The organism is Burkholderia sp. Bp8984 (assembly GCF_003853755.1).
Classification (GTDB): Bacteria; Pseudomonadota; Gammaproteobacteria; order Burkholderiales; family Burkholderiaceae; genus Burkholderia.
This window is the reverse complement of the sequence record NZ_QTQN01000006.1, coordinates 32,232-56,668: the sequence shown is the minus strand read 5'-3', so window position 1 is coordinate 56,668 and position 24,437 is coordinate 32,232. Positions and strand designations below refer to the sequence as shown.

At 67.4% G+C, this 24,437-nt stretch carries 19 protein-coding genes; 7 read left to right on the top strand and 12 right to left on the bottom strand.

What is annotated here, in order from left to right; all coding sequences use genetic code 11:
- Positions 1 to 26 precede the first annotated feature (26 nt).
- Positions 27 to 857: a GntR family transcriptional regulator gene (locus DID98_RS08490; protein WP_082088449.1), complete on the bottom strand. Its 831-nt coding sequence runs from the start codon at positions 855 to 857 to the stop codon at positions 27 to 29.
- A gap of 288 nt (positions 858 to 1,145) precedes the next feature.
- On the opposite strand from DID98_RS08490, the gene DID98_RS08485 reads away from it, so the two are divergent.
- The 5 genes from DID98_RS08485 to acnA all read left to right on the top strand — a co-directional run bounded on the left by DID98_RS08485 (position 1,146) and on the right by acnA (position 8,298).
- Positions 1,146 to 2,132, top strand: a complete 987-nt coding sequence (locus DID98_RS08485; RefSeq protein ID WP_044843799.1) for a malate dehydrogenase — start codon at positions 1,146 to 1,148, stop codon at positions 2,130 to 2,132.
- Between the two features lie 184 nt (positions 2,133 to 2,316).
- On the top strand, positions 2,317 to 3,321 hold the full coding sequence (locus DID98_RS08480) for a CoA ester lyase (protein WP_124486401.1): 1,005 nt from the start codon (positions 2,317 to 2,319) through the stop codon (positions 3,319 to 3,321).
- A gap of 223 nt (positions 3,322 to 3,544) precedes the next feature.
- Complete coding sequence (locus tag DID98_RS08475) at positions 3,545 to 4,054, top strand: hypothetical protein (RefSeq protein WP_044845313.1); 510 nt, start codon at positions 3,545 to 3,547, stop codon at positions 4,052 to 4,054.
- Positions 4,055 to 4,076: 22 nt separating this feature from the next.
- A complete protein-coding gene (locus DID98_RS08470; RefSeq protein ID WP_124486402.1) occupies positions 4,077 to 5,528 on the top strand; it encodes a bifunctional 2-methylcitrate dehydratase/aconitate hydratase in 1,452 nt (483 codons plus the stop codon).
- Between the two features lie 52 nt (positions 5,529 to 5,580).
- Positions 5,581 to 8,298, top strand: a complete 2,718-nt coding sequence (gene acnA / locus DID98_RS08465; protein ID WP_124570562.1) for an aconitate hydratase AcnA — start codon at positions 5,581 to 5,583, stop codon at positions 8,296 to 8,298.
- Between the two features lie 117 nt (positions 8,299 to 8,415).
- On the opposite strand, the gene DID98_RS08460 is transcribed toward acnA, so the two are convergent.
- From DID98_RS08460 to DID98_RS08450, 3 genes are read right to left on the bottom strand one after another with little or no spacing between them, the layout of a single operon-like run.
- Positions 8,416 to 8,853: a DUF1801 domain-containing protein gene (locus tag DID98_RS08460; protein WP_124486403.1), complete on the bottom strand. Its 438-nt coding sequence runs from the start codon at positions 8,851 to 8,853 to the stop codon at positions 8,416 to 8,418.
- Complete coding sequence (locus DID98_RS08455) at positions 8,850 to 9,281, bottom strand: SRPBCC domain-containing protein (protein WP_124486404.1); 432 nt, start codon at positions 9,279 to 9,281, stop codon at positions 8,850 to 8,852. Before DID98_RS08455 ends, DID98_RS08460 begins: the two co-directional genes overlap by 4 nt.
- Positions 9,278 to 9,604: a helix-turn-helix transcriptional regulator gene (locus DID98_RS08450; RefSeq protein WP_044845308.1), complete on the bottom strand. Its 327-nt coding sequence runs from the start codon at positions 9,602 to 9,604 to the stop codon at positions 9,278 to 9,280. Before DID98_RS08450 ends, DID98_RS08455 begins: the two co-directional genes overlap by 4 nt.
- 699 nt (positions 9,605 to 10,303) lie before the next feature.
- Between DID98_RS08450 and DID98_RS08440 the strand changes: the two genes are divergently transcribed.
- On the top strand, positions 10,304 to 12,043 hold the full coding sequence (locus tag DID98_RS08440; RefSeq protein WP_124570561.1) for a protease pro-enzyme activation domain-containing protein: 1,740 nt from the start codon (positions 10,304 to 10,306) through the stop codon (positions 12,041 to 12,043).
- Between the two features lie 82 nt (positions 12,044 to 12,125).
- Here the strand turns inward: DID98_RS08440 and DID98_RS08435 are convergent, their stop codons facing one another.
- From DID98_RS08435 to DID98_RS08415, 5 genes are all read right to left on the bottom strand, one after another.
- The gene (locus tag DID98_RS08435; protein ID WP_124570560.1) at positions 12,126 to 13,553 is read right to left on the bottom strand and encodes an MFS transporter; all 1,428 of its coding nucleotides are present in this window, start codon (positions 13,551 to 13,553) and stop codon (positions 12,126 to 12,128) included.
- A gap of 261 nt (positions 13,554 to 13,814) precedes the next feature.
- Positions 13,815 to 14,651 (bottom strand): ABC transporter permease, encoded by an 837-nt coding sequence (locus DID98_RS08430; RefSeq protein ID WP_044845306.1) that lies wholly within the window; start codon positions 14,649 to 14,651, stop codon positions 13,815 to 13,817.
- Between the two features lie 37 nt (positions 14,652 to 14,688).
- Positions 14,689 to 15,963 (bottom strand): ABC transporter permease, encoded by a 1,275-nt coding sequence (locus tag DID98_RS08425; protein WP_044845305.1) that lies wholly within the window; start codon positions 15,961 to 15,963, stop codon positions 14,689 to 14,691.
- Between the two features lie 93 nt (positions 15,964 to 16,056).
- Positions 16,057 to 17,103, bottom strand: a complete 1,047-nt coding sequence (locus DID98_RS08420; protein WP_044845304.1) for an ABC transporter substrate-binding protein — start codon at positions 17,101 to 17,103, stop codon at positions 16,057 to 16,059.
- 78 nt (positions 17,104 to 17,181) lie between these two features.
- Entirely contained in the window at positions 17,182 to 18,276 is a 1,095-nt protein-coding gene (locus DID98_RS08415) for an ABC transporter ATP-binding protein (protein ID WP_044845303.1), read from the bottom strand.
- A 108-nt stretch (positions 18,277 to 18,384) separates the two neighbouring features.
- Between DID98_RS08415 and DID98_RS08410 the strand changes: the two genes are divergently transcribed.
- A complete protein-coding gene (locus DID98_RS08410; RefSeq protein ID WP_124521332.1) occupies positions 18,385 to 19,911 on the top strand; it encodes a PLP-dependent aminotransferase family protein in 1,527 nt (508 codons plus the stop codon).
- Positions 19,912 to 19,932: 21 nt separating this feature from the next.
- Here the strand turns inward: DID98_RS08410 and DID98_RS08405 are convergent, their stop codons facing one another.
- From DID98_RS08405 to DID98_RS08395, 3 genes are all read right to left on the bottom strand, one after another.
- On the bottom strand, positions 19,933 to 20,967 hold the full coding sequence (locus tag DID98_RS08405; RefSeq protein ID WP_124570559.1) for a lipase secretion chaperone: 1,035 nt from the start codon (positions 20,965 to 20,967) through the stop codon (positions 19,933 to 19,935).
- A 3-nt stretch (positions 20,968 to 20,970) separates the two neighbouring features.
- Entirely contained in the window at positions 20,971 to 22,065 is a 1,095-nt protein-coding gene (locus DID98_RS08400; RefSeq protein WP_124486408.1) for a triacylglycerol lipase, read from the bottom strand.
- Between the two features lie 232 nt (positions 22,066 to 22,297).
- Positions 22,298 to 24,430, bottom strand: coding sequence for a TonB-dependent copper receptor (locus tag DID98_RS08395; protein ID WP_124521328.1), 2,133 nt, complete (start codon positions 24,428 to 24,430; stop codon positions 22,298 to 22,300).
- Positions 24,431 to 24,437 lie beyond the last annotated feature (7 nt).

The window sequence follows — 24,437 nt, the reverse complement described above, 5'->3', positions numbered from 1 at the left end:
TGCACGCTGCTTGTGCCGATCCGTCGTCAGCTCAAGTCATTCTGATAGTAATACCCGGTTGTGACATACCAGCCGCGCCGCACTTCCACCGGCCGGTCTCCGTATGTATAGGACACGCGCTCGACCGACAGCAACGGAAAACCCGCCGGCACGTGCAGCAGGTCGGCCACCGCCGGCTCCGCCGCCACCGCGCGGATCTTCTCCGTCGCGCGGATCATCCGCGTGCCGAATTCCGTCTCGAACATCGCGTAGAGCGGGCCCTTGTACTCGCTCAGCCGCTCGAACGTCAGCCCGCGGAACATCGCGCCCGGCAGCCAGATCTCGTCGAGCACCGTCACTTCGTTCTCGAATTCCAGCAGGCGACGCACCTGCACGACCGGATCGGCCGGCTTCAGGTCGAGCTGCCGCGCGATCTCGGCCGGCGCGCGCAGGCGCCGGCATTCGAGCAGGCGGCTCACGTGCGGATGCTCGGCACCGTCGTCGGCCAGCAGCCGCAGGAAGCGGAACTGCGCGCGATCCTCATTGTGCGTCGCAACAAAAGTACCCTTGCCTTGCCGCCGGACCACGAGGTTTTCCGCGGCCAGCTCGTCGATCGCCTTGCGAACCGTGCCCTGGCTGACCTTGTAACGGGCAGCCAGCTCCACTTCGCTCGGGATGATCTCGCCCGGCTTCCATTCACCGGATTCGAGACTTTGCGTGATCAATGACTTGATCTGCTGGTATAACGGACTGAAGGTCGGCGACGGCGAAGCGGCAGGCGCAGGCGCCGGCACGGAATCGCCCGCGCCCGGCTGCCCTGGGCCGCCTGCGCCGGTCGGATTCGCGTTGTTCGCCTGGTTCGATGTCATGGCGCGCATTTCATCACAAACCGCGCTTTTCCGTCCACTCAAATTCCGCAAAACATCTGTCTTATATAAGACATATGATACCGTTTGACTTTGGGTCCATCGGCTCCTACACTCCGGGGCGAGCAAGGGTTCGCGGGTGCAAAATGCGTCCCCGGCTACGTGCCACGGCCGTCTCCAGGTTCACCGCGTCTGCCTTTCGCGAATCCTCCGCCCTGCTTCAATGCAACGCTACGCGTAACGCGCATAGAATGGCGTTTTGCCTAGCGTCCACCGCTTCACCCGTCCTGGAGATTTTCAATGGCTAAGCCCGCAAAGCGCGTTGCCGTCACCGGCGCCGCAGGTCAAATCGCTTACTCCCTGCTGTTCCGCATCGCGAACGGCGACCTGCTCGGCAAGGACCAGCCGGTCATCCTGCAACTGCTCGACCTCCCGCAAGCCCAAGCCGCCGTCAAAGGCGTCGTGATGGAACTCGACGATTGCGCGTTCCCGCTGCTCGCGGGCGTCGTGATCACCGACGATCCGAAGGTTGCATTCAAGGATGCAGACGTCGCGCTGCTGGTCGGTGCACGTCCGCGCTCGAAGGGCATGGAGCGCAAGGACCTGCTGTCGGCGAACGCCGAGATCTTCACGGTCCAGGGCGCTGCGCTGAACGAAGTCGCGAGCCGCGACGTGAAGGTGCTGGTCGTCGGCAACCCGGCGAACACCAACGCGTACATCGCGATGAAGTCGGCACCGGATCTGCCGAAGAAGAACTTCACGGCGATGCTGCGCCTCGACCACAACCGCGCGCTGTCGCAGCTCGCCGCCAAGTCGGGCAAGCCGGTCGCGTCGATCGAGAAGCTCGCCGTGTGGGGCAACCACTCGCCGACGATGTACCCCGACTTCCGCTTCGCGACCGTCGAAGGCGAGTCGCTGCTGAAGCTGATCAACGACGACGTGTGGAACCGCGACACGTTCATCCCGACCGTCGGCAAGCGCGGCGCGGCGATCATCGAAGCGCGCGGCCTGTCGTCGGCGGCGTCGGCAGCCAACGCGGCGATCGACCACGTGCGTGACTGGGTCCTCGGCACGAACGGCAAGTGGGTCACGATGGGCATCCCGTCGGACGGCTCGTACGGCATCCCCGAAGACATCATCTACGGTGTGCCGGTCACGTGCGAAAACGGTGAGTACAAGCGTGTCGAAGGCCTCGAAATCGACGCGTTCTCGCGCGAGAAGATGGACGGCACGCTGGCCGAGCTGCTCGAAGAGCGCGACGGCGTCGCCCACCTGCTGAAGAACTAAGCAGGCTGCATGGCCGGGCCGCCTGCGGGCGGCCCGGCCACGGCACGGGCGGCGGGGCTGCAACCGGCCCCGCCGCCCGATCCGATCCGGGCACGTTTTGCCGCTCCAGGCGCCCCGCGCGCCGGCCCAGAACGTGCCCGAATCCGATTTTCTCCACGTTGCCCGCTTCCTTGACGTAGAAGAGATGTCCGCGCTCACTCCTGCACAAGTGCTGTACGACGGGGCGTCCCCGCCCGCGATCCTGCCCTGCTGCGATCACTACGCGGGCAGCGAGAAGCTGATGCGCAAGTCGCTCGCGCTCCAGGCCGAACTCGGCCCCGTGTTCGACATCACGCTCGACTGCGAGGACGGCGCGGCCGTCGGCCAGGAAGCCGCGCACGCGCAGCTCGTCGCCGAACTCCTCGGCGGCGCCGAGAACCGCTTCGGGCGGGTCGGCGTCCGCATCCACGACTTTTCCCATCCGCACTGGCGCGACGACGTGCGCATCGTGCTGCGCGCCGCGCGCGCGCCGGCCTACGTCACGCTGCCGAAGATCGCGAGCGCCGCCGACGCGGCCGAGATGGTCGCGTTCATCGAAGGCACGCGCCGCGAGCTCGGCCTCGCGCAGCCGATTCCGGTGGATGTGCTGGTCGAGACGCACGGCGCGCTCGCCCAGGCGGCCGCCCTCGCCGCGCTGCCGCTGGTCGGCACGCTGAGCTTCGGGCTGATGGACTTCGTGTCCGCGCATCACGGCGCGATTCCCGATGCGGCGATGCGCTCGCCCGGCCAGTTCGACCACCCGCTCGTGCGCCGCGCGAAGCTGGAAATCGCCGCCGCCTGCCATGCGCACGGCAAGACGCCGTCGCACAACGTGACGACGGAAGTGCGCGACATGGCCGTCGTCGCCGGCGACGCACGCCGCGCGCGCGACGAGTTCGCGTTCACGCGGATGTGGAGCATCCATCCCGCGCAGATCCGCCCGATCGTCGACGCGTTCGCGCCGCGCACCGATGAAGTCGCGCTAGCCGCCGACATCCTGCTGGCAGCGCAGGCCGCCGACTGGGGCCCGACGCGCCATGGCGATACACTGCACGATCGCGCGAGCTACCGCTATTACTGGTCGGTGCTGCGCCGCGCACGGGCGACCGGCCAGCCGGTGCCGGCCGAGGCCGCGCCGCTGTTCGGCCCGGCCGCCGGAGACGCGCGGTGAGCGCGCGCCGACACACGAATTTCATCGAATCACCGGGGCGCGAACCCGAGACGGGTTGGCGAAACGACAAAAAACGTAACGGAGCCCGAAAACCTGATATGAGCGCGGCCAAATAGGTGAAAATAGCGGCCGCTGCGCGCTTCCGGGGCGCGTGCAGTTTCAAACCGGCCGGCGGTGTCAGCTGCCGGCCCTTGTCAACTGATTATCGAAAGGTTCTGACTCCATGAAGAAACTCCTGATCGCTACCGCCATCGGCGCCTTGTCCGCCACGATGCTGGTGTCGGCTCCGAGCGCGTTCGCCCAGGATACGGCGACGACTGCGAAGAAGACGGCCAAGCGCCCGGCGCCGGCCAAGCGCATCGTTCCGCGCAGCAAGAAGGCACAGGCGCGTGCCGCGGCCAAGGTCGATCCGGTACCGGACGGCGCGGCCAAGTGGTCGTGCAAGGACGGCCTGTCGTTCGACCTCGCCGGCGACATGAAGCGTGACCAGGTCGTCACGGTTCACTGGGCGAAGAAGAACTACAAGCTGCCGCGTCAGGCCACGACGACGGGCGCCGACACGTTCTATGATCCGGCAGCAGGCTTCAAGCTGGTCGTGATCCCGAGCAAGGCGATGCTGTTCAGCGACGCGAACGGCGGCGAGCGTCTCGCCGACGAATGCGTGACGCCGGAAATGGCGCAAGGCACGCCGGCGCCGACGCAATCGAACGAGCTGAAGCCGGCAACGAACTAAGCGCGCTCTCCCGAGCTCCTCGATGTCCGCCTCGGTCTCCAACGTCCGCCCCGCTCCGGATACGGTACTCGTCGATATCGTCGACTACGTGCTGAACACCGGCATCGACAGCGCGCTCGCGCTGGAGACGGCGCGTCATTGCCTGATCGACACGCTCGGATGCGGACTCGAGGCGCTGTCCTACCCGGCCTGCACCAAGCTGCTCGGCCCCGTCGTGCCGGGCACGATCGTGCCGAACGGCGCGAAGGTGCCCGGCACGTCCTTCCAGCTCGATCCCGTCCACGCTGCTTTCGACCTCGGCGCGATGATCCGCTGGCTGGACTTCAACGACACCTGGCTCGCCGCCGAATGGGGTCATCCGTCCGACAACCTCGGCGGGATCCTGGCGACGGCCGACTGGCTGTCCCGCACGGCCGTCGCGGCCGGCAGGAAGCCGCTTGCGATGCGCGACGTGCTCGTCGCGATGATCCAGGCCCACGAGATCCAGGGCTGCCTCGCACTCGAGAATTCATTCAACGCAGTCGGGCTCGACCACGTGCTGCTCGTGAAAGTGGCGTCGACGGCCGTCGTCGGCCGCCTGCTCGGGCTCACGCGCGACGAGCTGATCAACGCGGTATCCAACGCATTCGTCGACGGCCACGCGCTGCGCACCTACCGCCACGCGCCGAACACCGGTTCGCGCAAGTCGTGGGCGGCCGGCGACGCGACGTCCCGCGCGGTGCGCCTCGCGCTGATCGCGAAAACGGGTGAAATGGGCTACCCATCGGCGCTCACCGCGAAAACCTGGGGCTTCTACGACGTGCTGTTCGACGGCAAGCCGTTCCGCTTCCAGCGCCCGTACGGAACGTACGTGATGGAAAACGTGCTGTTCAAGATCGCGTTCCCCGCCGAATTCCATGCGCAGACGGCCGCCGAGGCCGCGCTGCAGCTGCACGCGCAGCTCGCCGCGGCGGGCCGCACGACCGACGAAATCAGCCGGATCACGATCCGCACGCACGCGGCCGCGATCCGCATCATCGACAAGCAGGGCCCGCTCGCCAATCCGGCCGATCGCGACCACTGCATCCAGTACATGGTCGCCGTGCCGCTGCTGTTCGGCCGGCTGACCGCGGCCGATTACGAAGACGCGGTCGCCGCCGATCCGCGCATCGACGCGCTGCGCGCGAAAACCGTGTGCGTCGAGGATCCGCAGTTCACGAAGGATTACCATGACCCCGCCAAGCGGTCGATCGCGAATGCGCTGACGATCGAATTCGCGGACGGGTCGACGCTTGCCGAAGTAGCGGTCGAATACCCGATCGGCCATCAGCGACGCCGTGCGGACGGCATCCCGCTCCTGGTCGAGAAGTTCCGGACCAACCTCGCCCGCCGTTTCCCGGCAAAGCAGCAACAAGCGATTCTCGACGTGTCGCTGGACCAGGCAAAGCTCGAAGCGATGCCGGTCGATGAGTACGTCGACTTGTATGTGATATAGCCGTCATCTACAGGACTCTTTGTTTCCTAGCCTTAAACCCAGGAAAATCACCATGGCCCACAATCTCCACAAGACCCTCAAGGAATTCGACAGCGGTTCCGGCAAAGGCAAGTTCTACTCGCTGCCGCAGCTCGGCAAGGAACTGAAGACGAAGATCGAGCGCCTCCCGGTGTCGATCCGTATCGTGCTCGAGTCCGTGCTGCGCAACTACGACGGCAAGAAGATCACCGAAGAACACATCGAGCAGCTCGCGAACTGGCAGCCGACCGCGAAGCGCGTCGACGAGATTCCGTTCGTGGTGTCGCGCGTCGTGCTGCAGGACTTCACGGGCGTGCCGCTGCTCGCCGACATCGCGGCCATGCGCGGCGTCGCGGAGCGTTCGGGCAAGAATCCGAAGAAGATCGAGCCGCTGGTCCCGGTCGATCTCGTCGTCGACCACTCGGTGCAGATCGACTACTTCCGCCAGAAGGACGCGCTCGACCTGAACATGAAGCTGGAATTCCAGCGCAACAACGAGCGCTACCAGTTCATGAAGTGGGGCATGCAGGCGTTCGACACGTTCAAGGTCGTGCCGCCGGGCGTCGGCATCGTCCACCAGGTGAACCTCGAATATCTCGCGCGCGGCGTCCACAAGAAGACGGACGGCGGCGACACCGTGTACTACCCGGATACCCTCGTCGGCACGGACAGCCACACGACGATGATCAACGGCATCGGCGTGGTCGGCTGGGGCGTGGGCGGCATCGAGGCCGAAGCCGGCATGCTCGGCCAGCCGGTGTACTTCCTGACGCCGGACGTCGTCGGCGTCGAGCTGAAGGGCAAGCTGCGCGAAGGCGTGACGGCCACCGACCTGGTGCTGACGATCACCGAAATGCTGCGCAAGGAAAAGGTCGTCGGCAAGTTCGTCGAATTCTTCGGCGAAGGCACGAAGTCGCTGTCGCTGCCGGACCGCGCAACGATCGGCAACATGGCGCCGGAATACGGCGCGACGATGGGCTTCTTCCCGGTCGACGAAAAGACCATCGAATACTTCGAAGGCACGGGCCGCACGAAGGCGGAAATCGCCGCGTTCGAGAACTACTTCAAGGCCCAGAAGCTGTTCGGCATTCCGAAGGCGGGCGACATCGACTACACGAACACGGTCACGCTGGATCTCGCCACGGTCGCCCCGTCGCTGGCCGGCCCGAAGCGCCCGCAGGACCGCATCGAGATCGGCAACGTCAAGTCGACGTTCACCGAGCTGTTCTCGAAGCCGGTCGCGGAAAACGGCTTCGCGAAGAAGGCGGACGACCTGAACGCGCAGTACACGACGAGCAACGGCGTCGACGTGAAGAACGGCGACGTGCTGATCGCCGCGATCACGTCGTGCACGAACACGTCGAACCCGAGTGTGCTGCTGGCTGCCGGCCTGCTCGCGAAGAAGGCCGTCGAAGCCGGCCTGACCGTCGCCCCGCACATCAAGACGTCGCTCGCGCCGGGATCGCGCATCGTCACCGAATACCTGACGAAGACGGGCCTGCTGCCCTACCTCGCGAAGCTCGGCTTCGAAGTCGCCGCCTACGGCTGCACGACCTGTATCGGCAACGCGGGCGACCTGACGCCGGAACTGAACGAAGCGATCACGAAGAACGACATCGTCGCGGCAGCCGTGCTGTCGGGCAACCGTAACTTCGAGGCGCGCATCCACCCGAACATCCGCGCGAACTTCCTCGCGTCGCCGCCGCTGGTCGTCGCCTACGCGATCGCCGGCAACATCACGCGCGACCTGATGACCGAGCCGGTCGGCAAGGGCAAGGACGGCTACGACATCTACCTCGGCGACATCTGGCCGACGAGCGAGGAAATCCACGCGCTGCTCAAGTTCGCGCTCGACCCGAAGAAGTTCGAGGACAACTACTCGAAGCTGACCAAGAAGGGCGACCTCTGGAGCAAGATCGAGGGCGAGACGGGCCAGGTCTACGACTGGCCGAAGTCGACCTACATCGCGGAGCCGCCGTTCTTCGGCAACGACTTCTCGATGGAGCCGGCCGATTCGATCCCGACGGTCAAGGGCGCGCGCGCGCTGGGCATCTTCGGTGACTCGGTCACGACCGACCACATCAGCCCGGCAGGCTCGATCAAGGAAGACTCGCCGGCAGGCAAGTGGCTGAAGGAGAACGGCGTGCAGAAGGCCGACTTCAACAGCTACGGTTCGCGCCGCGGCAACCACGACGTGATGATGCGCGGCACGTTCGCGAACGTCCGGATCAAGAACCTGATGATCCCGGCGAAGGCGGACGGCACGCGCGTCGAAGGCGGCCTGACGATTCACCAGCCGAGCGGCGAACAGCTGTCGATCTACGATGCGGCGATGAAGTACGTCGACGCCGACACGCCGACCGTCGTGTTCGCGGGCGAAGAGTACGGCACGGGCTCGTCGCGCGACTGGGCCGCGAAGGGCACGCAGCTGCTCGGCGTGAAGGCCGTGATCGCACGCAGCTTCGAGCGGATCCACCGCTCGAACCTGGTCGGCATGGGCGTGCTGCCGCTGCAGTTCAAGGGCGCGGACAGCATCCAATCGCTCGGCATCACCGGCGAAGAGACCTACGACATCGAAGGCCTCGGCGACGACTTCAAGCCGCAGCAGGACGTCACGCTCGTGATTCACCGCAAGAACGGCGAAACGACCCGCGTGCCGGTGCTGCTGCGCATCGATACGCCGATCGAAGTCGATTACTACAAGCACGGCGGTATCCTGCCGTTCGTGCTGCGCTCGCTGCTCGCAGCGTAAGCGCGCGGCTTTTGCAGGTGCCGCAGCCGCCTCGCGGCGGTTGCGGCCGATTTGGAAGCCCGACCTCGTGTCGGGCTTTTTTTTACCTGCGGGGCGGTGTGCCGGCGCGCCGCCGCGTCATGCGGCCTTGTCGGCGCGTGTCCTGCCGCCTGCGGCCGGCCGCGCATTCTTCTTCAGGTGCGCGCGGTTGTAGTCGATCGCCGCGCGAACGAGACGCTTCAGCGCCCGCTTGTCAAGCTTGTCGCCTTCGAGGAAATCGATCGCACGCCGCGCATTGCCTTCAAGGCCCGCATTGAACAGCCCGTCGGGATCGGACAGGTGCGCGCCATGCATGAACGTGAGCTTCACCTTGCCCTTGTGCGCGTTCGCGACCGCGATCATCCCGTCGCACGACCATACGGGGCTGCCCATCCATTTCCATTCCTCGACGATGTCCGCTTCGGCGTCGAGGATTGTCTGGCGGAGATCGGCGAACGTCTTGCCGCGCCAGTCGGCAATACCGGCGATCAGCGCGTCGATGCGTTCCGACGGGCTCGGGTCCGATGCCGCGCTCATGAGCGGGCCTCCGTGCCTTCGTCAGGACGGGCCAGCACCTGTTCGAGCGACTCGAAGAACCGCGCCCACCCGTGCTGCGCACCGCGGTACGCCTGCTCCTGATCCGCGCGGAAACCGGCCTGCTCCATCCGCAACAGCGTGCCGACCGGCGTCGGCGTGAGCGTCCAGGTGACGACGCTTTCCAGTCCGTAGGCGGCCCACGTGTAGGACAGCACGCGCTGCGGCTCGATCGTCAGCAACGTGCAGTCGACCGAACCCCAGTCCGCGCGGAAGCTGAACGCGCGGCCCGCGACGGGCTCGAAATCGCTCTGCATCAGCCATGCCTCGATCAGATGCGGTTGCGTGAGCGCACGCCAGACCTTCTCCGGCGGATGCGACAGTTCCCGTTCGACGACGACGGTGCGTGTTTCAGTGGTGGCCTGGTTCATGACTGATCCATCCTCTTGAGCAGATCTTCGAGCGCGTCGAACCGGTTCTGCCAGAAGCCTGCCATCTGGCTGGTCCAGTCGATCAACGGAGTCAGCGCTTGCGGCTGCGCGCTGTAGTGCGTCTGCCGGCCTTCGTGACGGTCGCTCACGAGCCCGGCCTGCTTCAGTACCCCCAGATGCTTCGATACCGCCGGCTGCGTCACGCCTGCGTGCGCCGTCAGCGCGGCAACCGTCAGCTCGCCCTCCTCGCACAGCCGCTCGAAGAGCGCGCGGCGGGTCGGATCGGCGAGCGTCCTGAACAGCATGTCGGGAACGTTTTGCATGGCTTGATTCATAACCCGATAGTTATGGATTCAAGAATATCCCCGGATCGATGCACGTCAAGGAGCGATTTCGCAGGAAGCATCAGGCGATCCTGCAGCAGGGCCGTTCGCCGGAACGGACGGAATGGCGGCGATTCGGCTTGCGAAGAACATCACGCGCGCGTCGAGGCAGCGCCACCGTCCGATTCGAGCATTTCCTCTAATCCGCTCGCCGGACGCTCCAACCGAAAGCACGCTGCAAGACTCGCCACCACGTCGTTCCACAGTTCGGGAAACGCGCGCGATCGACGGGTTCCGTTCTTATGCATTCGCGCATTCGTACGTCGTCGCGCCCGCCGCGCGGCAACGCCTGACCACATATTGCAACGCGCAATGCGTTCACGCGCGATCGAAAGCGCCGTTCGCACACGGCCCTTCGCTCTGCAATCGCGCACATTCCGCTGCCACGACGAACGAGTCGTGCGCGCAAACGCCAGCGACCGGTGCGCGGCACGTGGCGAACCGGTTCCCTTTGCCGCGGGCCGCTGCCGCATGCATGAACGACGCATCCCCGGCACGCGAGCACGCCGATGTCAGAACTGACAGCTATGGAAACTGGCAGCTACCTGAACGGCACCGACGCCCTACGCTCGTCACCGCTCGCGGCCCCACAAGGGCCGGGGCTTCCAGCAACGTCGTCTCTCCTAAAAAGGACTCCCGATGAAAAGGAACGCCTGGTTTGCCCTTCCCCTTCCGTCGCCGCGCCGCCTCGCATGCGCGTGGCCGCTCGTGCTCGCCGCCGGCGCGGCACATGCGACGACGGACTGGGTCGACACCCACACGAAGGCCTTTCTGACCGGCCCGCAATTGATGGCGCGCAGCGCCGCACCGTCGCTCGAACTCGCGGCCGGCGAAACGGCCGACATCGTCGTCAGCCTGAAGCTGCGCAACGCCGCGCAGCTCAAGCAGCTCGCGCACGACGTGAACCGGCCCGGCAACGCGCATTACCGCCAGTACCTGACGCACGAACAGTTCCTCGCCAGCTACGCGCCGACCGACGCGCAAGTGAAATCGGTCGTCGACTATCTGCGCAAGAGCGGCTTCGTGAACATCGAGGTCGCGCCGAACCGGCTGCTGGTGTCCGCGCGCGGCACGGCCGGCACGGTGAAGACCGCGTTCAACACGTCGCTCGTGCACTTCGAGTACGCGGGCCGCTCGGGCTTCGCGAACGCGTCGACCGCGCAGGTGCCGCGCGCGCTCGGAGACGTCGTCGGCTCGGTGCTCGGGTTGCAGAACGTCGCGCGCGCACGGCCGATGCTGCGCATCGGCAACGTCGCGAAGCCGCAGGCGCTCGCGGCCGGCACGGCCACCGGCCACTATCCGAAGGAATTCCCGGGCCTCTACAACGCGACCGGCGTGCCGACCGCGGCCGGCGTGAGCGTCGGCATCATCACGATCGGCGGCGTATCGCAGACGCTGCAGGACCTGAAGCAGTTCACGTCGAGCAACGGCTACGGCACGGTCGCGACCCAGACCGTGAAGACCAACGGCACCGGCACGACCGGCAGCTACAGCGACGACCAGGACGGCCAGGGCGAATGGGATCTCGACAGCCAGTCGATCGTCGGTTCGGCCGGCGGCCAGGTCGGCAAGCTCGTGTTCTACATGGCTGACCTGAACGCCGCCGGCAACACGGGGCTCACGCAGGCGTTCAACCGCGCGGTGTCGGACAACACCGCGAAGGTGATCAACGTGTCGCTCGGCTGGTGCGAGACCGACGCGAACGCGGACGGCACGATCGACGCCGAAGAGCAGATCTTCACGACGGCTGCCGCGCAGGGTCAGACGTTCTCGGTGTCGTCGGGCGACGAAGGCGTGTACGAGTGCAACAACCGCGGCTATCCGGACGGCGCGAACTACACGGTGTCGTGGCCGGCCGCGTCGCCGCACGTGCTCGCGATCGGCGGCACGACGCTGTACACCACGTCGGCGGGTGCGTTCTCGAACGAAACGGTGTGGAACGAAGGCCTCGACGGCAACGGCAAGCTGTGGGCGACGGGCGGCGGCGTCAGCACGGTGCTGCCGGCGCCGGCGTGGCAATCGGGCAGCAATCGTCAGTTGCCCGACGTATCGTTCGATGCCGCGCAAAGCACGGGCGCGTACATCTACAACTACGGCCAGTTGCAGCAGATCGGCGGCACGAGCCTCGCCGCGCCGATCTTTACCGGCTTCTGGGCGCGTCTGCTCGCGGCGAACGGCACGGGTATCGGTTTCCCGGCTGCGAAGTTCTATGCGGACATCCCGTCGAATCCGTCGCTCGTGCGCTATGACGTCGTGTCAGGGAACAACGGCTATCAGGGGTATGGCTACAGAGCAGGCACCGGCTGGGACCTGACGACCGGCTTCGGCAGCCTGAACATCGCGAACCTCAACAAGCTGATCCAGACGGGCGGCTTCTGAGCCCGACGCGACGGCCGGCGCGCGGCGGTCGTTCGCCGCGCACCGGCCGGGAAAGATACGGGCAGCGGGCGGGCGCGGAGCCCTACTCCGTCGCCCGCTCGTTCGTCGCTGTCGTCGCAACCGAGGCGACCGGCGCGCCGGCCCGGTGCGATGGCGCGAAGAGCCGCAGCCCGCTCGCCACGCTCGCCGCCCCGGCAAAACCCGCCCCGAGCATCAGCGCGAGCGTCGGCCCGTGACGCCCCGCGATCCCGAACGACAGCGCGACGAGCGCCGCGCCGGTCGCCTGCCCGATCAGCCGCGCGGTCGCGATGATCCCGCTCGCACCGCCGCTGCGCTCGGGCGGCGCGCTCGACATCAGCGCCTTCAGGTTCGGCGACTGGAAGAAGCCGAAGCCCGCGCCGCACAGCATCATCCGCCAGCCGATGTCGACGACGCTCGGCGCTGCCGGCAACGCGGCGAGCGACACCATCCCCGCGCTCAGCAGCGCGAGCCCGATCGCACCGAGCAATCCGGGCGGATAACGGTCGGACAAGCGGCCCGCGATCGGCGCGGCGAGCGCGACGATCGCCGACCACGGCGTCATCAGGAATCCGGTCTCGACCGCGTCGCGATGCAGGACGGTTTCGAAGTAGAACGGCAGCGACACGAACGCGAGCCCCTGCGCGGCAAACGCGCACACGGCCGTCAGCGCGGACAGCGTGAACACGGGCCGGCGGAACAGGTCGACCGGGAGCATCGGTGCCGGATGCCCGGCCTGGCGGCGGATCAGCAGCCAGCCGAACGCGAGCGCGACCGCGGCGGCCGCGAACACGACGGACAGCGGCCCGCGCTGCGCGAATTCACCGAGCGCGAAGATCAGCGACGCGAACGTGATCACGTTGAACAGCGCGGCGAGCGGATCGAACGCGTGCTTGCCCCGCGCCGTCTGCGGCAGCGACGGAATCGCCACGGCAAGCGCGAGCACGCCGAGCGGCACGTTCACCGCGAACAGCCACGGCCACGCGGCCACCGACAGGATCAGCGACGCGATCGTCGGCCCCACCGCGAACGACACGCCGACGACGAGCGCGTTGAAGCCGACGCCGCGCCCGAGCCGGTGCGCGGGAAACAGGTTGCGGATCAGCGCGACGTTCACGCTCATGATCGCGCTCGCGCCGAAGCCCTGCACGATCCGCGCCGCCGTCAGCTGCGGCAGCGTCGCCGCGAGGGAGCAGCCGAGCGACGCGAGCGTGAACACCGCGAGGCCGCCGACATACACGCGCTTGTGGCCGACGATGTCGCCGAGCGACGCGAACGGCAGCAGCGTCGCGACCATCGCGAGCTGGTACGCGTTGATGATCCACACCGACGCGGCCGGCGACGCGTGCAGGTCGGCGGCGATCGCAGGCAGCGCGGTGTTCGCGATCGCGGTGTCGAGCGTCGCGAGCGCGACGGCCAGCAGCACGGCGGACATCGCGCGCCAGTTGACGGCCGGCTCCCGGGTGCCGGCGGGGGATGCGAATTCGGACAAGATGAGGCTCGGCTGACTGACGAGCGACGCGCGGCGTCGCGGATTGAGCGGCGCGGCAACGGGCGCTCCGTGCGTGCGACGGCAACGGAACGCGCGGCACCACGAGCCGTATTGTTGCAGAGCCGCATCGAACGTGCAGGCAACCGCTTCGTCAGTCAGCGAAACGAAAGCTTCGCCGCGCCGGGTCAGGCGCGCGGCTTCGTCGAGAACGCAACGATCGCCGGCCCGGCAGCCGGCTCAACGTCACGCATCCGGCCGCCGTTACGACACCGCGCGCCGCGCGTTGCGGCCGCGCAGCCATTCGAGCGCGAGCAGCAGGCTCGTCGAGAAGATGATCAGGATCGTCGCGAGCGCGGCGATCGTCGGGCTGATGTTCTCGCGAATGCCGGTGAACATCTGGCGCGGCAGCGTCGTCTGGTCCGCGCCCGCGAGGAACAGCGTGACGACGACTTCGTCGAACGACGTCGCGAACGCGAACAGCGCGCCCGACATCACGCCCGGCGCGATCACCGGCAGCGTCACGCGGAAGAACGTCGTGACGGGGTTCGCGCCGAGCGACAGGCTCGCGCGCACCAGGTTCTGGTTGAAGCCCTGCAGCGTCGCGGCCACGGTCGTCACGACGAACGGCACGCCGAGCGCCGCGTGCGCGGCGATCAGGCCGGTGTAGGTGTTCGCGAGCCCGAGCGGCGCGAAGAACAGGTACATGCCGACGCCGACCACGACGACCGGCACGATCATCGGCGACAGCAGCACGGCCATCAGCAGCCCCTTGCCGCGGAAGTCCGCCTTCGTGAGGCCGATCGCGGCGAGCGTGCCGAGCACGGTCGCGACGACGGTCGCCGACGGCGCGACGATGAAGCTGTTCTTCGCGGCCATCCGCCACTCGTCGGATGCGATCAGGTTCTCATACCAGCGCGTCGAGAAGCCCGGAATCGGATAGACGAGGAACGTGCTCGACGAAAACGACAGCGGCACGATCGCGAGCACCGGCAGGATCAGGTACAGCAGCGTCAGCACGACGAGCACGCGCAATGCGACGTACCACGCGCGCTCGGCGAACGACATGTGCGGCGCGAACAGCGGCCTGGCGAGTTTCATGGTCGGCTTCCCCTTCCCGTTTTCCTGTCCCCGGCGCTCAGCCGAGGCTCACGTTGGTGCGCGTGAAGCGCCCGTACACCGCATACAGCACCAGCGTCGCCGCGAGCAGCAGCCCGCCGAGCGCGCACGCCATGCCCCAGTTGATCGTCACGTTGGTGAAGTACGCGACGTAGTAGCTGACCATCTGGTCGTTCGGCCCGCCGAGCAGCGCGGGCGTGATGTAGTAGCCGATCGCGAGGATGAACACGAGCAGCGCGCCCGCGCCGACGCCCGGATAGGTCTGCGGCACGTACACGCGCCAGAACGCGGCGAACGGATGGCTGCCGAGCGACACGGCCGCGCGCTGGTAGGTCGGCGGGATCGACTTCATCACGCTGTACAGCGGCAGGATCATGAACGGCAGCAGGATGTGCGTCATCGAGATGTACACGCCGACGCGATTGAACAGCAGCGTCAGCGGATGCGAGATCAGCCCGGCGCCGATCAGCGCGGTGTTGATCAGCCCCTCGCTCTGCAGCAGCACGATCCATGCGGCGACGCGCACCAGCACCGAGGTCCAGAATGGAATCAGCACGAGGATCATCACGAGGTTCGCGCGGCGCTCGGACAGCGTCGAGATCCAGTACGCGAGCGGATAACCGAGCAGCAGCGCGAACAGCGTGACCGCGACGCCGATCACGAACGTGCGGCCGAAGATCGCCAGATAGATCGACTGGTCCGGATCGGCCCGCACGATCTGGCCGAAGCCGTCCTGCTTGTGGTCGAGCGCGGCGAGCAGGTAGAACGGCGACACCTGGCTGCCGTTCTTCGCGATCGCCTGCCAGTACGCGGGCTCGCCCCAGCGCGAATCGAGGTCGATCAGCTTCGCGCGGGTCTGCGCGGGTGTCAGCGCCGCGGTGCCCGCGCCCTCCTCGCCCTTCAGCGGCATCGCGCGCGCCGTCTTCGCGACGAGCGAGCGGTAGCCGGGAATCTCGGTGTTCAGGCGCCGCGCGAGCGCGCCCATCGCCTCGCTGTCGGCGACCTTCGTCATGTCGGCCGCCAGTGCGGCATACGCGGCATCGGCCGGCGGTGTCTTGCGGTCCCAGCCCGACAGCGCGGCCACCGTGTTCGGCAGCGCGGTCGCGATCTCCGGGTTCTGCACCGCGCGCGTGAGCAGCGTGCCGATCGGCACGACGAAGATGAGCAGCAGGAAGATCGCGAGCGGCGCGATCAGCAGCAACGCCATCGTGCGCTTGCGGGCCTCGGCGGCCTTCAGCTCGCGCTTGAGCGCGGCTGTCGACGGCGAGGAAGGAGCGATCGTCATCGTGTTCAACGGTTCTCTCCGGCCGGGCTCGATCCGGCGGAATGCCGCGCGACGCGTTCGACGCGCCGCGCGGCAGGTTGCATCAGGACACCTGAGTAGCGGTTACTTCGTCGCCCACGCGGCGAAGCGCTGCTCGAGCTCGTCGCTGTGGTCGGTCCAGAAGCCGATGTCCTCCAGCACCGCGTTCTTGCCGTTGGCCGGCGAGTTCGGCAGGTTCGCGAGCGTCTTCGCGTCGAGCGACTTGATCGCCGCGACGTTCGCGGGGCCGTACGCGATGTGATGCGCATACTCTTGCTGCGGCTTCGGCGTCAGCGTGTACGCGATGTACTGTTCGGCCAGCGCCTTGTTCGGGGAGCCCTTCGGAATCGCCCAGTAGTCGAGGTCGTAGATGCTGCCGTTCCACACGACCTTCAGGTTCTTGCCTTCCTTCTGCGCGGCGTCGATGCGGCCGTTGTACGCGGTCGACATCACGACGTCGCCGGCCACGAGGAACTGCGGCGGCTGCGCGCCCGCTTCCCACCACTGGATGTACGGCTTCAGTTCGTCGAGCTTCTTGAACGCGCGATCCTGGCCGGCCTTCGTGCCGAGCACCTTGTATACGTCCTTCGTCGAGACGCCGTCGGCCATCAGCGCGAACTCGAGGTTGTAGCGCGCGCCCTTGCGCATCCCGCGTTTGCCGGGGAATTTCTTCACGTTCCAGAAATCGGCCCAGCCGGTCGGCGCGGTCTTCAGCTTGTCGGCGTTGTACGACAGCGCGGTCGACCACACGAAGAAACCGACGCCGCACACCTGCGGCGATTCCGGAATCAGGTCGGACTTCTTCGCGATCTTCGACCAGTCGAGCTTCTCGTACAGCCCTTCGTCGCAGCCGCGGTTCAGGTCGCCCGACTCGACTTCGACCACGTCCCAGTTGACGTGCTTCGCCTCGACCATCGCCTTCACTTTCGCCTGCTCGCCGTTGTACTCGACGGCCGTGACCTTGTTGCCGGTCGCCTTCTCGAACGGCTGGTTGAATGCGGCCTTCTGTGCGTCGCCGTTCGCGCCGCCGAAGTTGACGACCGTGAGTTCGGCCGCCGTGGCCGATGCGCCGACGACGGCGAGCGCCAGTGCGAGCGCGGTGCGACGCGCGGTAGTGCTTGCTCCGTTCATGATGGTTCCTCTCCTCTCGTGGTGGAAGTGGGCAGTTGTTGTTGACGACGTGCAGCGATAAAGCGGGAAAACCCTGTGTCAGGCGAACACGCGCAGGTGCTCGGGCGCGAATGCGAGCGATACCGGCGCGCCGGGCGAGAACGCGTCGAGCGCGCCCGTGCCGAGCGGCACCTTCACGAAGCATTCGTCCTGGCCCGGCAGCGCGCAGCGCATGCGCACGTGATCGCCGAAATAGATGAGGCTGCGCGCCTCGCCGGTGACGCGGTTGGCGGTGCTGCCGTTCATGTGCCCGTTCGCGAGACTCATGCGTTCGGGGCGGATGCACGCGACGGCCGGCGCGCCTTCGGCCGCGTCGCCGATGCGGCGCCCGACGAGCTGCGTACCGTCGTCCAGCCGGAATTCGCAGAATTCGCCGTCGACGCGCGCGATGGTGCCGCGCAGCCGGTTGCTGTCGCCGATGAAGTTCGCGACGAATTCGTTGCACGGCGATTCGTACAGGCGGTCGACGGTATCGAGCTGCTGCACGATGCCCTTGTCGAACACGGCGACGCGATCGGACATCGTCAGCGCCTCGCCCTGGTCGTGCGTCACGTACACGAAGGTCACGCCGAGCTTCTCGTGCAGCGCCTTCAGTTCGTACTGCATGTGTTCGCGCAACTGCTTGTCGAGCGCGCCGAGCGGCTCGTCCATCAGCACCAGCTTCGGCTCGAACACGAGGGCACGCGCGAGCGCGATGCGCTGCTGCTGGCCGCCCGACAACTGCGCCGGATAGCGCTTCGCGAAACGCTCCATCTGCACCATCTTCAGCGCATGCGCGACGCGCTCCGCGCGCTCGGCGGCCGCGAGCTTGCGCACCGTCAGCGGATACGCGACGTTCTGCTCGACCGTCAGGTGCGGAAACAGCGCGTAGTTCTGGAACACCATGCCGATGTTGCGCTTGTGCGGCGGCACGGTATTCAGCAGTTCCCCGTCGAGGCGGATCTCGCCGCCCGTCGGGAACTCGAAGCCCGCCAGCATCATCAGGCAGGTGGTCTTGCCCGAGCCGGACGGCCCGAGCAGCGTCAGGAATTCCCCTCGGTGGATATCGAGGTCGAGCGATTTGACGACCAGCGTCTCGCCGTCGTAGGTCTTCCGCACGCCGCGAAAGCTGACGATCACATCATCGGACTTCATCGTGGCTGTCCCCTTGCTGCGCGACAAACGTTTTTGAGATGCGAGCCACTATAAGGCGCGCACGGTTCTATACTAGGGAACCATTTCAATATTCCTAGTAGGACCACTTTGGATACCGTGATCCTGGGCGACTGGCTCTCGGCCCGTCTCGACCGCGGCTCGTCCGAGCCGATGTACCGCCAACTGCTGCAACTGATGCAGCAGGCCATTCTCACCGGGGAATTAGGGCCAGGCACAAAGCTGCCGAGTTCGCGCACGCTCGCGGCAGACCTGTCGATCGCGCGCAATACCGTGCTGCACGTGTACGACCAGCTGACGGCCGAAGGCTATGTGCTGACGACGACCGGCAGCGGAACCTACGTGGCCGACACGCGGCCGGACGCGGCCGCGATCCGCGTGCCGGGCGCCGCCGCACCGCCGCCGTCCGATGCCGATGCGGCGCTGCAGCAGGACGCACAAGGCGGCCTGTCGATGCGCGGCCGGCAGCTGATCGAGCACGCGGGCGTGTCGCGGCGCCAGTGGGGCGCGTTCATGCCGGGCGTGCCGGACGTGTCGGAATTCCCGAGCCGCACCTGGAGCCGCCTGCAGGCGCGCCTGTGGAAGGAAGCGAATCCCGAATTGCTGACCTATGCGCCGGGCGGCGGCTACCGGCCGCTGCGCCGCGCGCTCGCCGACTACCTGCGCGTCGCGCGCTCGGTCAAATGCACGCCGGACCAGGTGATCATCACGACCGGCATCCACCAGTCGATCGATCTCGCGGTGCGGCTGCTGTCCGATATCGGCGATCGCGCGTGGGTCGAGGAGCCGTGCTACTGGGGCGTGCGCAGCGTGCTGCAGGCGACCGGCCTCGCGCTCACGCCGGTGCCGGTCGACCAGGAAGGCCTCGATCCGAGCGCGGGCGACATGCAGCATCCGCCGCGGCTCGTGCTCGTCACGCCGTCGCATCAGTATCCGCTCGGGATGGTGATGAGCCTCGCGCGCCGCCGGATGCTGCTCGAGTACGCACGCCAGCACCGCTGCTGGATCATCGAGGACGACTACGACAGCGAATTCCGCTACGGCAGCCGGCCGCTCGCGTCGCTGCAGGGGCTCGACGACGGCGGCCGCGTGATCTACGTCGGCAGCCTCGGCAAGATGCTGTTCCCGGGCCTGCGGATGGGCTACATGGTCGTGCCGGAGCATCTGGTCGACACGTTCCGCACCGGGCTGTCGGAGCTGTATCGCGAGGGCCAGCTGATGCAGCAGGCCGTGCTCGCGGAGTTCATCATGGACGGGCACCTGACTTCGCACGTCAGGCGGATGCGCACGCTGTACGGCGAGCGCCGGCAGTTGCTGATCGATGCGATCCATGCGCGCTTCGGCGACGCGCTGCCCGTGATGGGCGACGAGGCGGGACTCCATCTGGTGCTCGGCCTGCCCGACACGTGCGACGATCGCGCGGTCACGCAAAGCGCATTCGACGCGGGCGTGATCGTGCGCCCGCTGACGAGCTACTACAGCAGCCTGGACACTGCGCGGCGCGGGCTGCTGCTCGGCTACGCGTGCGTCGCGCACGAACGCATCGGCCCCGCGTTCGACACGCTCGCGGCCACCATCGAACAGCATCTGCCGCGGCGCTTCACGCGCGCGGCATGAGCGCGTGCGCGATTGCGCGCATTACTGCGCGGCAGCCGCGCCGCGGTCGAGCGACGCCGCGCGCAGCGCTTCGCCGGGCTTCGTGAACATGCGCTGCCGCAGCGCGGCGATCTGCGCGTCGCGATCCTGCGGCGACAATCCGGCCGCGCCGATCTGCGCACGCTGCGCCGCATAGTCGGCGTAGCGGCTCTGCCACGACGCGTCCTCCTGCTGCATCTGCGCGACGCGCGCGGCGGCTTCCGGGCCGAGTGTCTGCGTCAGTTGCGCGCGCATCGCATCGGGCGTCGCCCCGCTCTTCCGTAATTGCGCGATCTGGTCGATCGTGGCTTGCTGCCGGTCAGCCTTCTGCCGTGCCGCGCGTTTGTCGGCCGGCATCTGCTGCGCGAGCGCCGCGAGCCGCTCCGCCTTTTGCGCCTCCGTCAGCGCAGGGTCCTGCGTAATCTTCAGCCGCGCGAGATCGTAGCGCTGCCGCCACTGCTCGGTGCCGAAGAACGGCTGGCTCCAGTCGCCGAGCGTCCGATACGCGATCGACGCGCGCTGGTCGAGCGCGAGTTGCAGCGCGCCGAGATCGGACTTGTCGACCGCACCCGCCTCCGGCAGCTTCGCGAGCGCGTCGAGATACGCGCGGTATCGATGCCAGACATCGAGCGCCTCGGATTGCGCGACCGTGCCGTCGAGCTGGGCGGCGATCTCGCGCACGACGAGCGCATCGAGCGCGGGCGCGCTCAAGTCGCTCCGCGCGGTCAGGCAGTAGTCGAAGAAATCGCGCACCGCGCGCGACTTCGCGAGGTGGCCGCCGGTGTCGAGCGGCAGCCGCGGCGCACTGGAACCGGCGAGCGGCGGCGGCAGGCCAGCGCTCGCCGGCAATGCGGGCTGCGACGGCGCGGGGTTCGCGCCGCCGAGGGCTGCGGCATCCGCCGACGCATGCGTCGCGTCGGCACCGCGATGCGATGCCGTACCGGTCCAGATCGCGACGCCGGCGATCGCCGCCAGCCCCACCGCGCCGTAGACCACGACGCGCCGCGCGAGCGGCGCGCGTCCTTCACGTGTCGTCATCGATCACACGCCCGCGAGCTGCAGCCGGTTCGCATGCGTGCGGATCACCGCGACCGGATCTTCCGCATACGCACCGCGCACGCCGAGCAACTGGTTGATCTCGTCGAGATGGTTCCACTTGTAGCTCGTGCCCAGCACCTTCCCGTACAGCGCGCTGCACTTCGACACGAGCCCGTCGTTCTGGCCTGAGCCGCGATTGATCATCACCGTGCCCGTGCCGAACAATGCGAGTGTCGACAGGTCGAGCGCATTCGCCGGATCGATCACCGGGATCGTGCTGGTATCCGTCGCGCCGGTGACGCCGAATGCGGAAACGGTCGGCTGGACCGCCGTGCCGGCCCACGAATACAGCAGGTGCGTATTGCCGCCGACGGTCTCCGTCGGCGCGCCCGTCTGGCAACTGCCCGGCGCGCCGAGCCCGGCACTCGGGTAATTCCGGTTGTACGCGGCGGCCTGGGCGGTCGTCAGCGTCTTCAGTGCGGCGAGCGCATCCTGGTTCGTGTTGTTGCTGCTGCTCGTCAGGATGCCGAACACATTGACGAACGCGGCGATCACCGACGACGACAATCCGGTCGGATCGTAGGCGAGCACGCCCTGCACGAAATCGGCGAACTCCGAGCCGCGATGCGGCGTGCCGATCGTCGTGACCGACGCGACGAGATCGGGCGCGACGGCAGCGACATAACGCGACGTGAGGCCGCCCTGGCTGTGACCGACCAGGTTCACCTTGGTCGCGCCGGTCGCGGCAAGCACCGTCTTCACGTAAGCGAGCAGCTGTTCGCCGCGCCCGTTCGGCCCGTCGTCGCTCTGGAACCCCGACAGGTTCGCGACGTAGACGGTCGCGCCGTGCTGCTGCAGGTCCTCCTGGATGCCGTACCAGTACTCGAGCACGCCCGCGTACTTGTCGGTGCCGGTGAGCCCGTGCACGAGGATGATCGGGTAACGCGTCGCCGCGTAATTGTCCGCCGGCGCGGTTGCCGCCATCGCCGCGTGCGTCGTCGCGAGCGTCATCACCGCGGCCGTCCCCGCGAACGGCGCGACGCTCATCGCGCATGCCACTGCCCCTGCCACCATCCTGGAACGCATCGATCTGGCCATGCATGTTCTCCTGATTATTGTGCTGCCGGTGCGAATGAGATCGGATCGACGCGCACGGCACGTCGCGAACGGTCGCGGGTACCGTGTGCATCGAATGCGGGAGTGAATCACGAGTCGCGAACGTTTGCGCCCTGACTAGATACGGTTCTCTAATCGGTTGACGCGCCCCGCCCGTTCGGGCGGGGGCTGCATTCACGCGCCCGCATGCTGCATCGCACACGCGCGCCGCACGTCACAGTTTCGCGCTCACGCGCACCCATGCCGTGCGCCCCGGCTCCATTACCGGCGCGTTCGCCGGATAGCCGAAGCCCGCGTTGCCGGCGAGGTTGAGGTGCTCGGTGTAGGCCTTGTCCAGCACGTTGTCGACGCCGATCGAGATCTGCACCTTCTTGCTGACGTTGTACTGCGCATGCAGCGACAGCACGCCGAAGCCGGCGCTCGGGCCGAAGTCCTTGCCGACCACGTTGCCTTCGTTCACCGCATAGCGATGCTGCGGCGCAACGACCCGCCACAGCCCGCCGGCCGACCATGCGCCGCGCGTGTACTCGAGCCCGAAGCGCGCCTCGAGCGGCGGCATCTGCGGCAGCGGATCGCCACTCGTCGCGTTGCGCCCCCACGCATACGCGAGCGACGTCTCGACGCGCAGCGGCGCGACCGGCCGCCACGATACGCCGGCTTCGCCGCCCATGATCTGCGCGTTGACGTTGGTTGCCTGTGTGGTCGTTCCCATCATCCCGGCCGCGTAGTTGAACAGGATGTAGTCCTGTACATATCCCGCGTAGGCCGACACCCATGCATCGAACCGATCGCTCTTGTACTGCGCGCCGATGTCGAGCTGCGTGGTCTTCTCCGGCTGCACTGCCGAGAACGCGTTGATCGAGCCGGCGGGCCCGCGCTTCGCGGAGAACAGCTCCCAGTAGTCGGGATAGCGTTGCGCATGGCCGATCCCCGCATACCATGTGACCGGCAGCGACGCGAGATCGCGCTCGTAGCGCACGAATCCGCTCGGCAGCACGCGCGCGCGATCGTCGTCGAAAGTCGGATTCGGCTTGCTCGCCATCATCCCGCTCGTCGTCGCCCGCTTGTCGCGCGCGCTCGCGTAGTCGACCCGCGCGCCGCCGATCACGCGCGACGCATCGCTCGCATACCACGTCAGCTCGCCGAACGCACCGGCGTTCCACATCGTCGCCTGCGCATTCCACGGCTGGTCGCCGTAGTTCTGCCGCCCCATCGCCGAGCGCGCGTCGAGCCGGTTCGACTGTGCGTCGACGCCGGTCACGAGCTTGAAGTCGTCACCGAAACGGAAGGTCGCCGCCGCCCGCGCGCCGAGCGTGCGGCGCCGCACCTCGGATGCCATTCGCATCGGCATGCTGCTGGTCGGGTCGGGCTGCCGCAACGTATAGTTGTCCATCACGTGGTCGGCTTCGTTGTAGTACACGCGCGCCTCGATCCGGTCGAGCACGTCGCCGAGATGCCGCTTGTCGAACGACAGGCCGAACGTCTCGCGGCGGAAATGCGCGCCGTCCATCCCGCGCCCGGCGTAGCGCGCATAGCCGTCGCCGGTGCCCGCCGTCAGCTCGACGCGCGTGTGATCGTCGGGGGTCCAGCCGAGCGCCGCGTCGGCGTTCCACTTGTCCCATTGCGACGGCACGGCATTGCCGTTGCCGTCGTCGTAGTCCTGCGCATGCGCGTGGTTCGCGGTCACGCGGCCGTAGACGTCCGGCGTGCCGGCCGTCACGTCGACGTTCTGGTCGTTGCGGCCGAACGAGCCGCCGACCACGCTACCGTCGAACCTCATGCCGGGACGCTCGAAACGCGGCGTCACGCGTTCGAACAGCACGGTGCCGGCCGAGGCGCCGGGGCCGTACAGCACGGTCTGCGGGCCCTTCACGACCGTGACCTTGTCATAGCTTTCCGGCGCGATATACGAGGTCGGCGCGTCCATCCGGTTCGGGCAGGCGCCGAGCGTCGGCATCCCGTTCGCGAGGATGTTCAGCCGCGAACCGAACATCCCGCGCAGCACGGGGTCGCCGTTCGTCCCGCCGCTGCGGATCGACGTGAAGCCGGGAATCGTCTTCAGGTAGTCCGCGCCGTCGCTCGCCGGCAGCGGCTGGCGCGGCGTCTTCGGATCCGTGACGACGACGAGCGGCGTCGTCAGCGGCGACGCAACGACTTCGACGGGCGGCAGCAGCGTGGCCGCGTCGTTCGTCGGCGCCCCGGACGCACGTGCGGATTCGGTCGCGGCCGCCGCCGCGGTCATCGCGCCGACGGCGAGCGCGGGAACGGTGAGTTTCAGCATGCGCGACACGCGCCGCACACGGGAATGGCGCGACGCCCTCGGCGCGCGCAAGGAAAGAATGGTCATGATCGAA

What these genes read in the sequence shown, in the direction of transcription:
- DID98_RS08420 (WP_044845304.1), bottom strand. Translation starts at nt 17,103, where the DNA reads ATGAACGGAGCAAGCACTACCGCGCGTCGCACCGCGCTCGCACTGGCG.
- DID98_RS08450 (WP_044845308.1), bottom strand. Translation starts at nt 9,604, where the DNA reads ATGCAAAACGTTCCCGACATGCTGTTCAGGACGCTCGCCGATCCGACC.
- DID98_RS08405 (WP_124570559.1), bottom strand. Translation starts at nt 20,967, where the DNA reads ATGACGACACGTGAAGGACGCGCGCCGCTCGCGCGGCGCGTCGTGGTC.
- DID98_RS08440 (WP_124570561.1), top strand. Translation starts at nt 10,304, where the DNA reads ATGAAAAGGAACGCCTGGTTTGCCCTTCCCCTTCCGTCGCCGCGCCGC.
- DID98_RS08430 (WP_044845306.1), bottom strand. Translation starts at nt 14,651, where the DNA reads ATGAAACTCGCCAGGCCGCTGTTCGCGCCGCACATGTCGTTCGCCGAG.
- DID98_RS08485 (WP_044843799.1), top strand. Translation starts at nt 1,146, where the DNA reads ATGGCTAAGCCCGCAAAGCGCGTTGCCGTCACCGGCGCCGCAGGTCAA.
- DID98_RS08460 (WP_124486403.1), bottom strand. Translation starts at nt 8,853, where the DNA reads ATGAGCGCGGCATCGGACCCGAGCCCGTCGGAACGCATCGACGCGCTG.
- DID98_RS08470 (WP_124486402.1), top strand. Translation starts at nt 4,077, where the DNA reads ATGTCCGCCTCGGTCTCCAACGTCCGCCCCGCTCCGGATACGGTACTC.
- DID98_RS08490 (WP_082088449.1), bottom strand. Translation starts at nt 857, where the DNA reads ATGCGCGCCATGACATCGAACCAGGCGAACAACGCGAATCCGACCGGC.
- DID98_RS08475 (WP_044845313.1), top strand. Translation starts at nt 3,545, where the DNA reads ATGAAGAAACTCCTGATCGCTACCGCCATCGGCGCCTTGTCCGCCACG.
- DID98_RS08400 (WP_124486408.1), bottom strand. Translation starts at nt 22,065, where the DNA reads ATGGCCAGATCGATGCGTTCCAGGATGGTGGCAGGGGCAGTGGCATGC.
- acnA (WP_124570562.1), top strand. Translation starts at nt 5,581, where the DNA reads ATGGCCCACAATCTCCACAAGACCCTCAAGGAATTCGACAGCGGTTCC.
- DID98_RS08480 (WP_124486401.1), top strand. Translation starts at nt 2,317, where the DNA reads ATGTCCGCGCTCACTCCTGCACAAGTGCTGTACGACGGGGCGTCCCCG.
- DID98_RS08455 (WP_124486404.1), bottom strand. Translation starts at nt 9,281, where the DNA reads ATGAACCAGGCCACCACTGAAACACGCACCGTCGTCGTCGAACGGGAA.
- DID98_RS08415 (WP_044845303.1), bottom strand. Translation starts at nt 18,276, where the DNA reads ATGAAGTCCGATGATGTGATCGTCAGCTTTCGCGGCGTGCGGAAGACC.
- DID98_RS08395 (WP_124521328.1), bottom strand. Translation starts at nt 24,430, where the DNA reads ATGACCATTCTTTCCTTGCGCGCGCCGAGGGCGTCGCGCCATTCCCGT.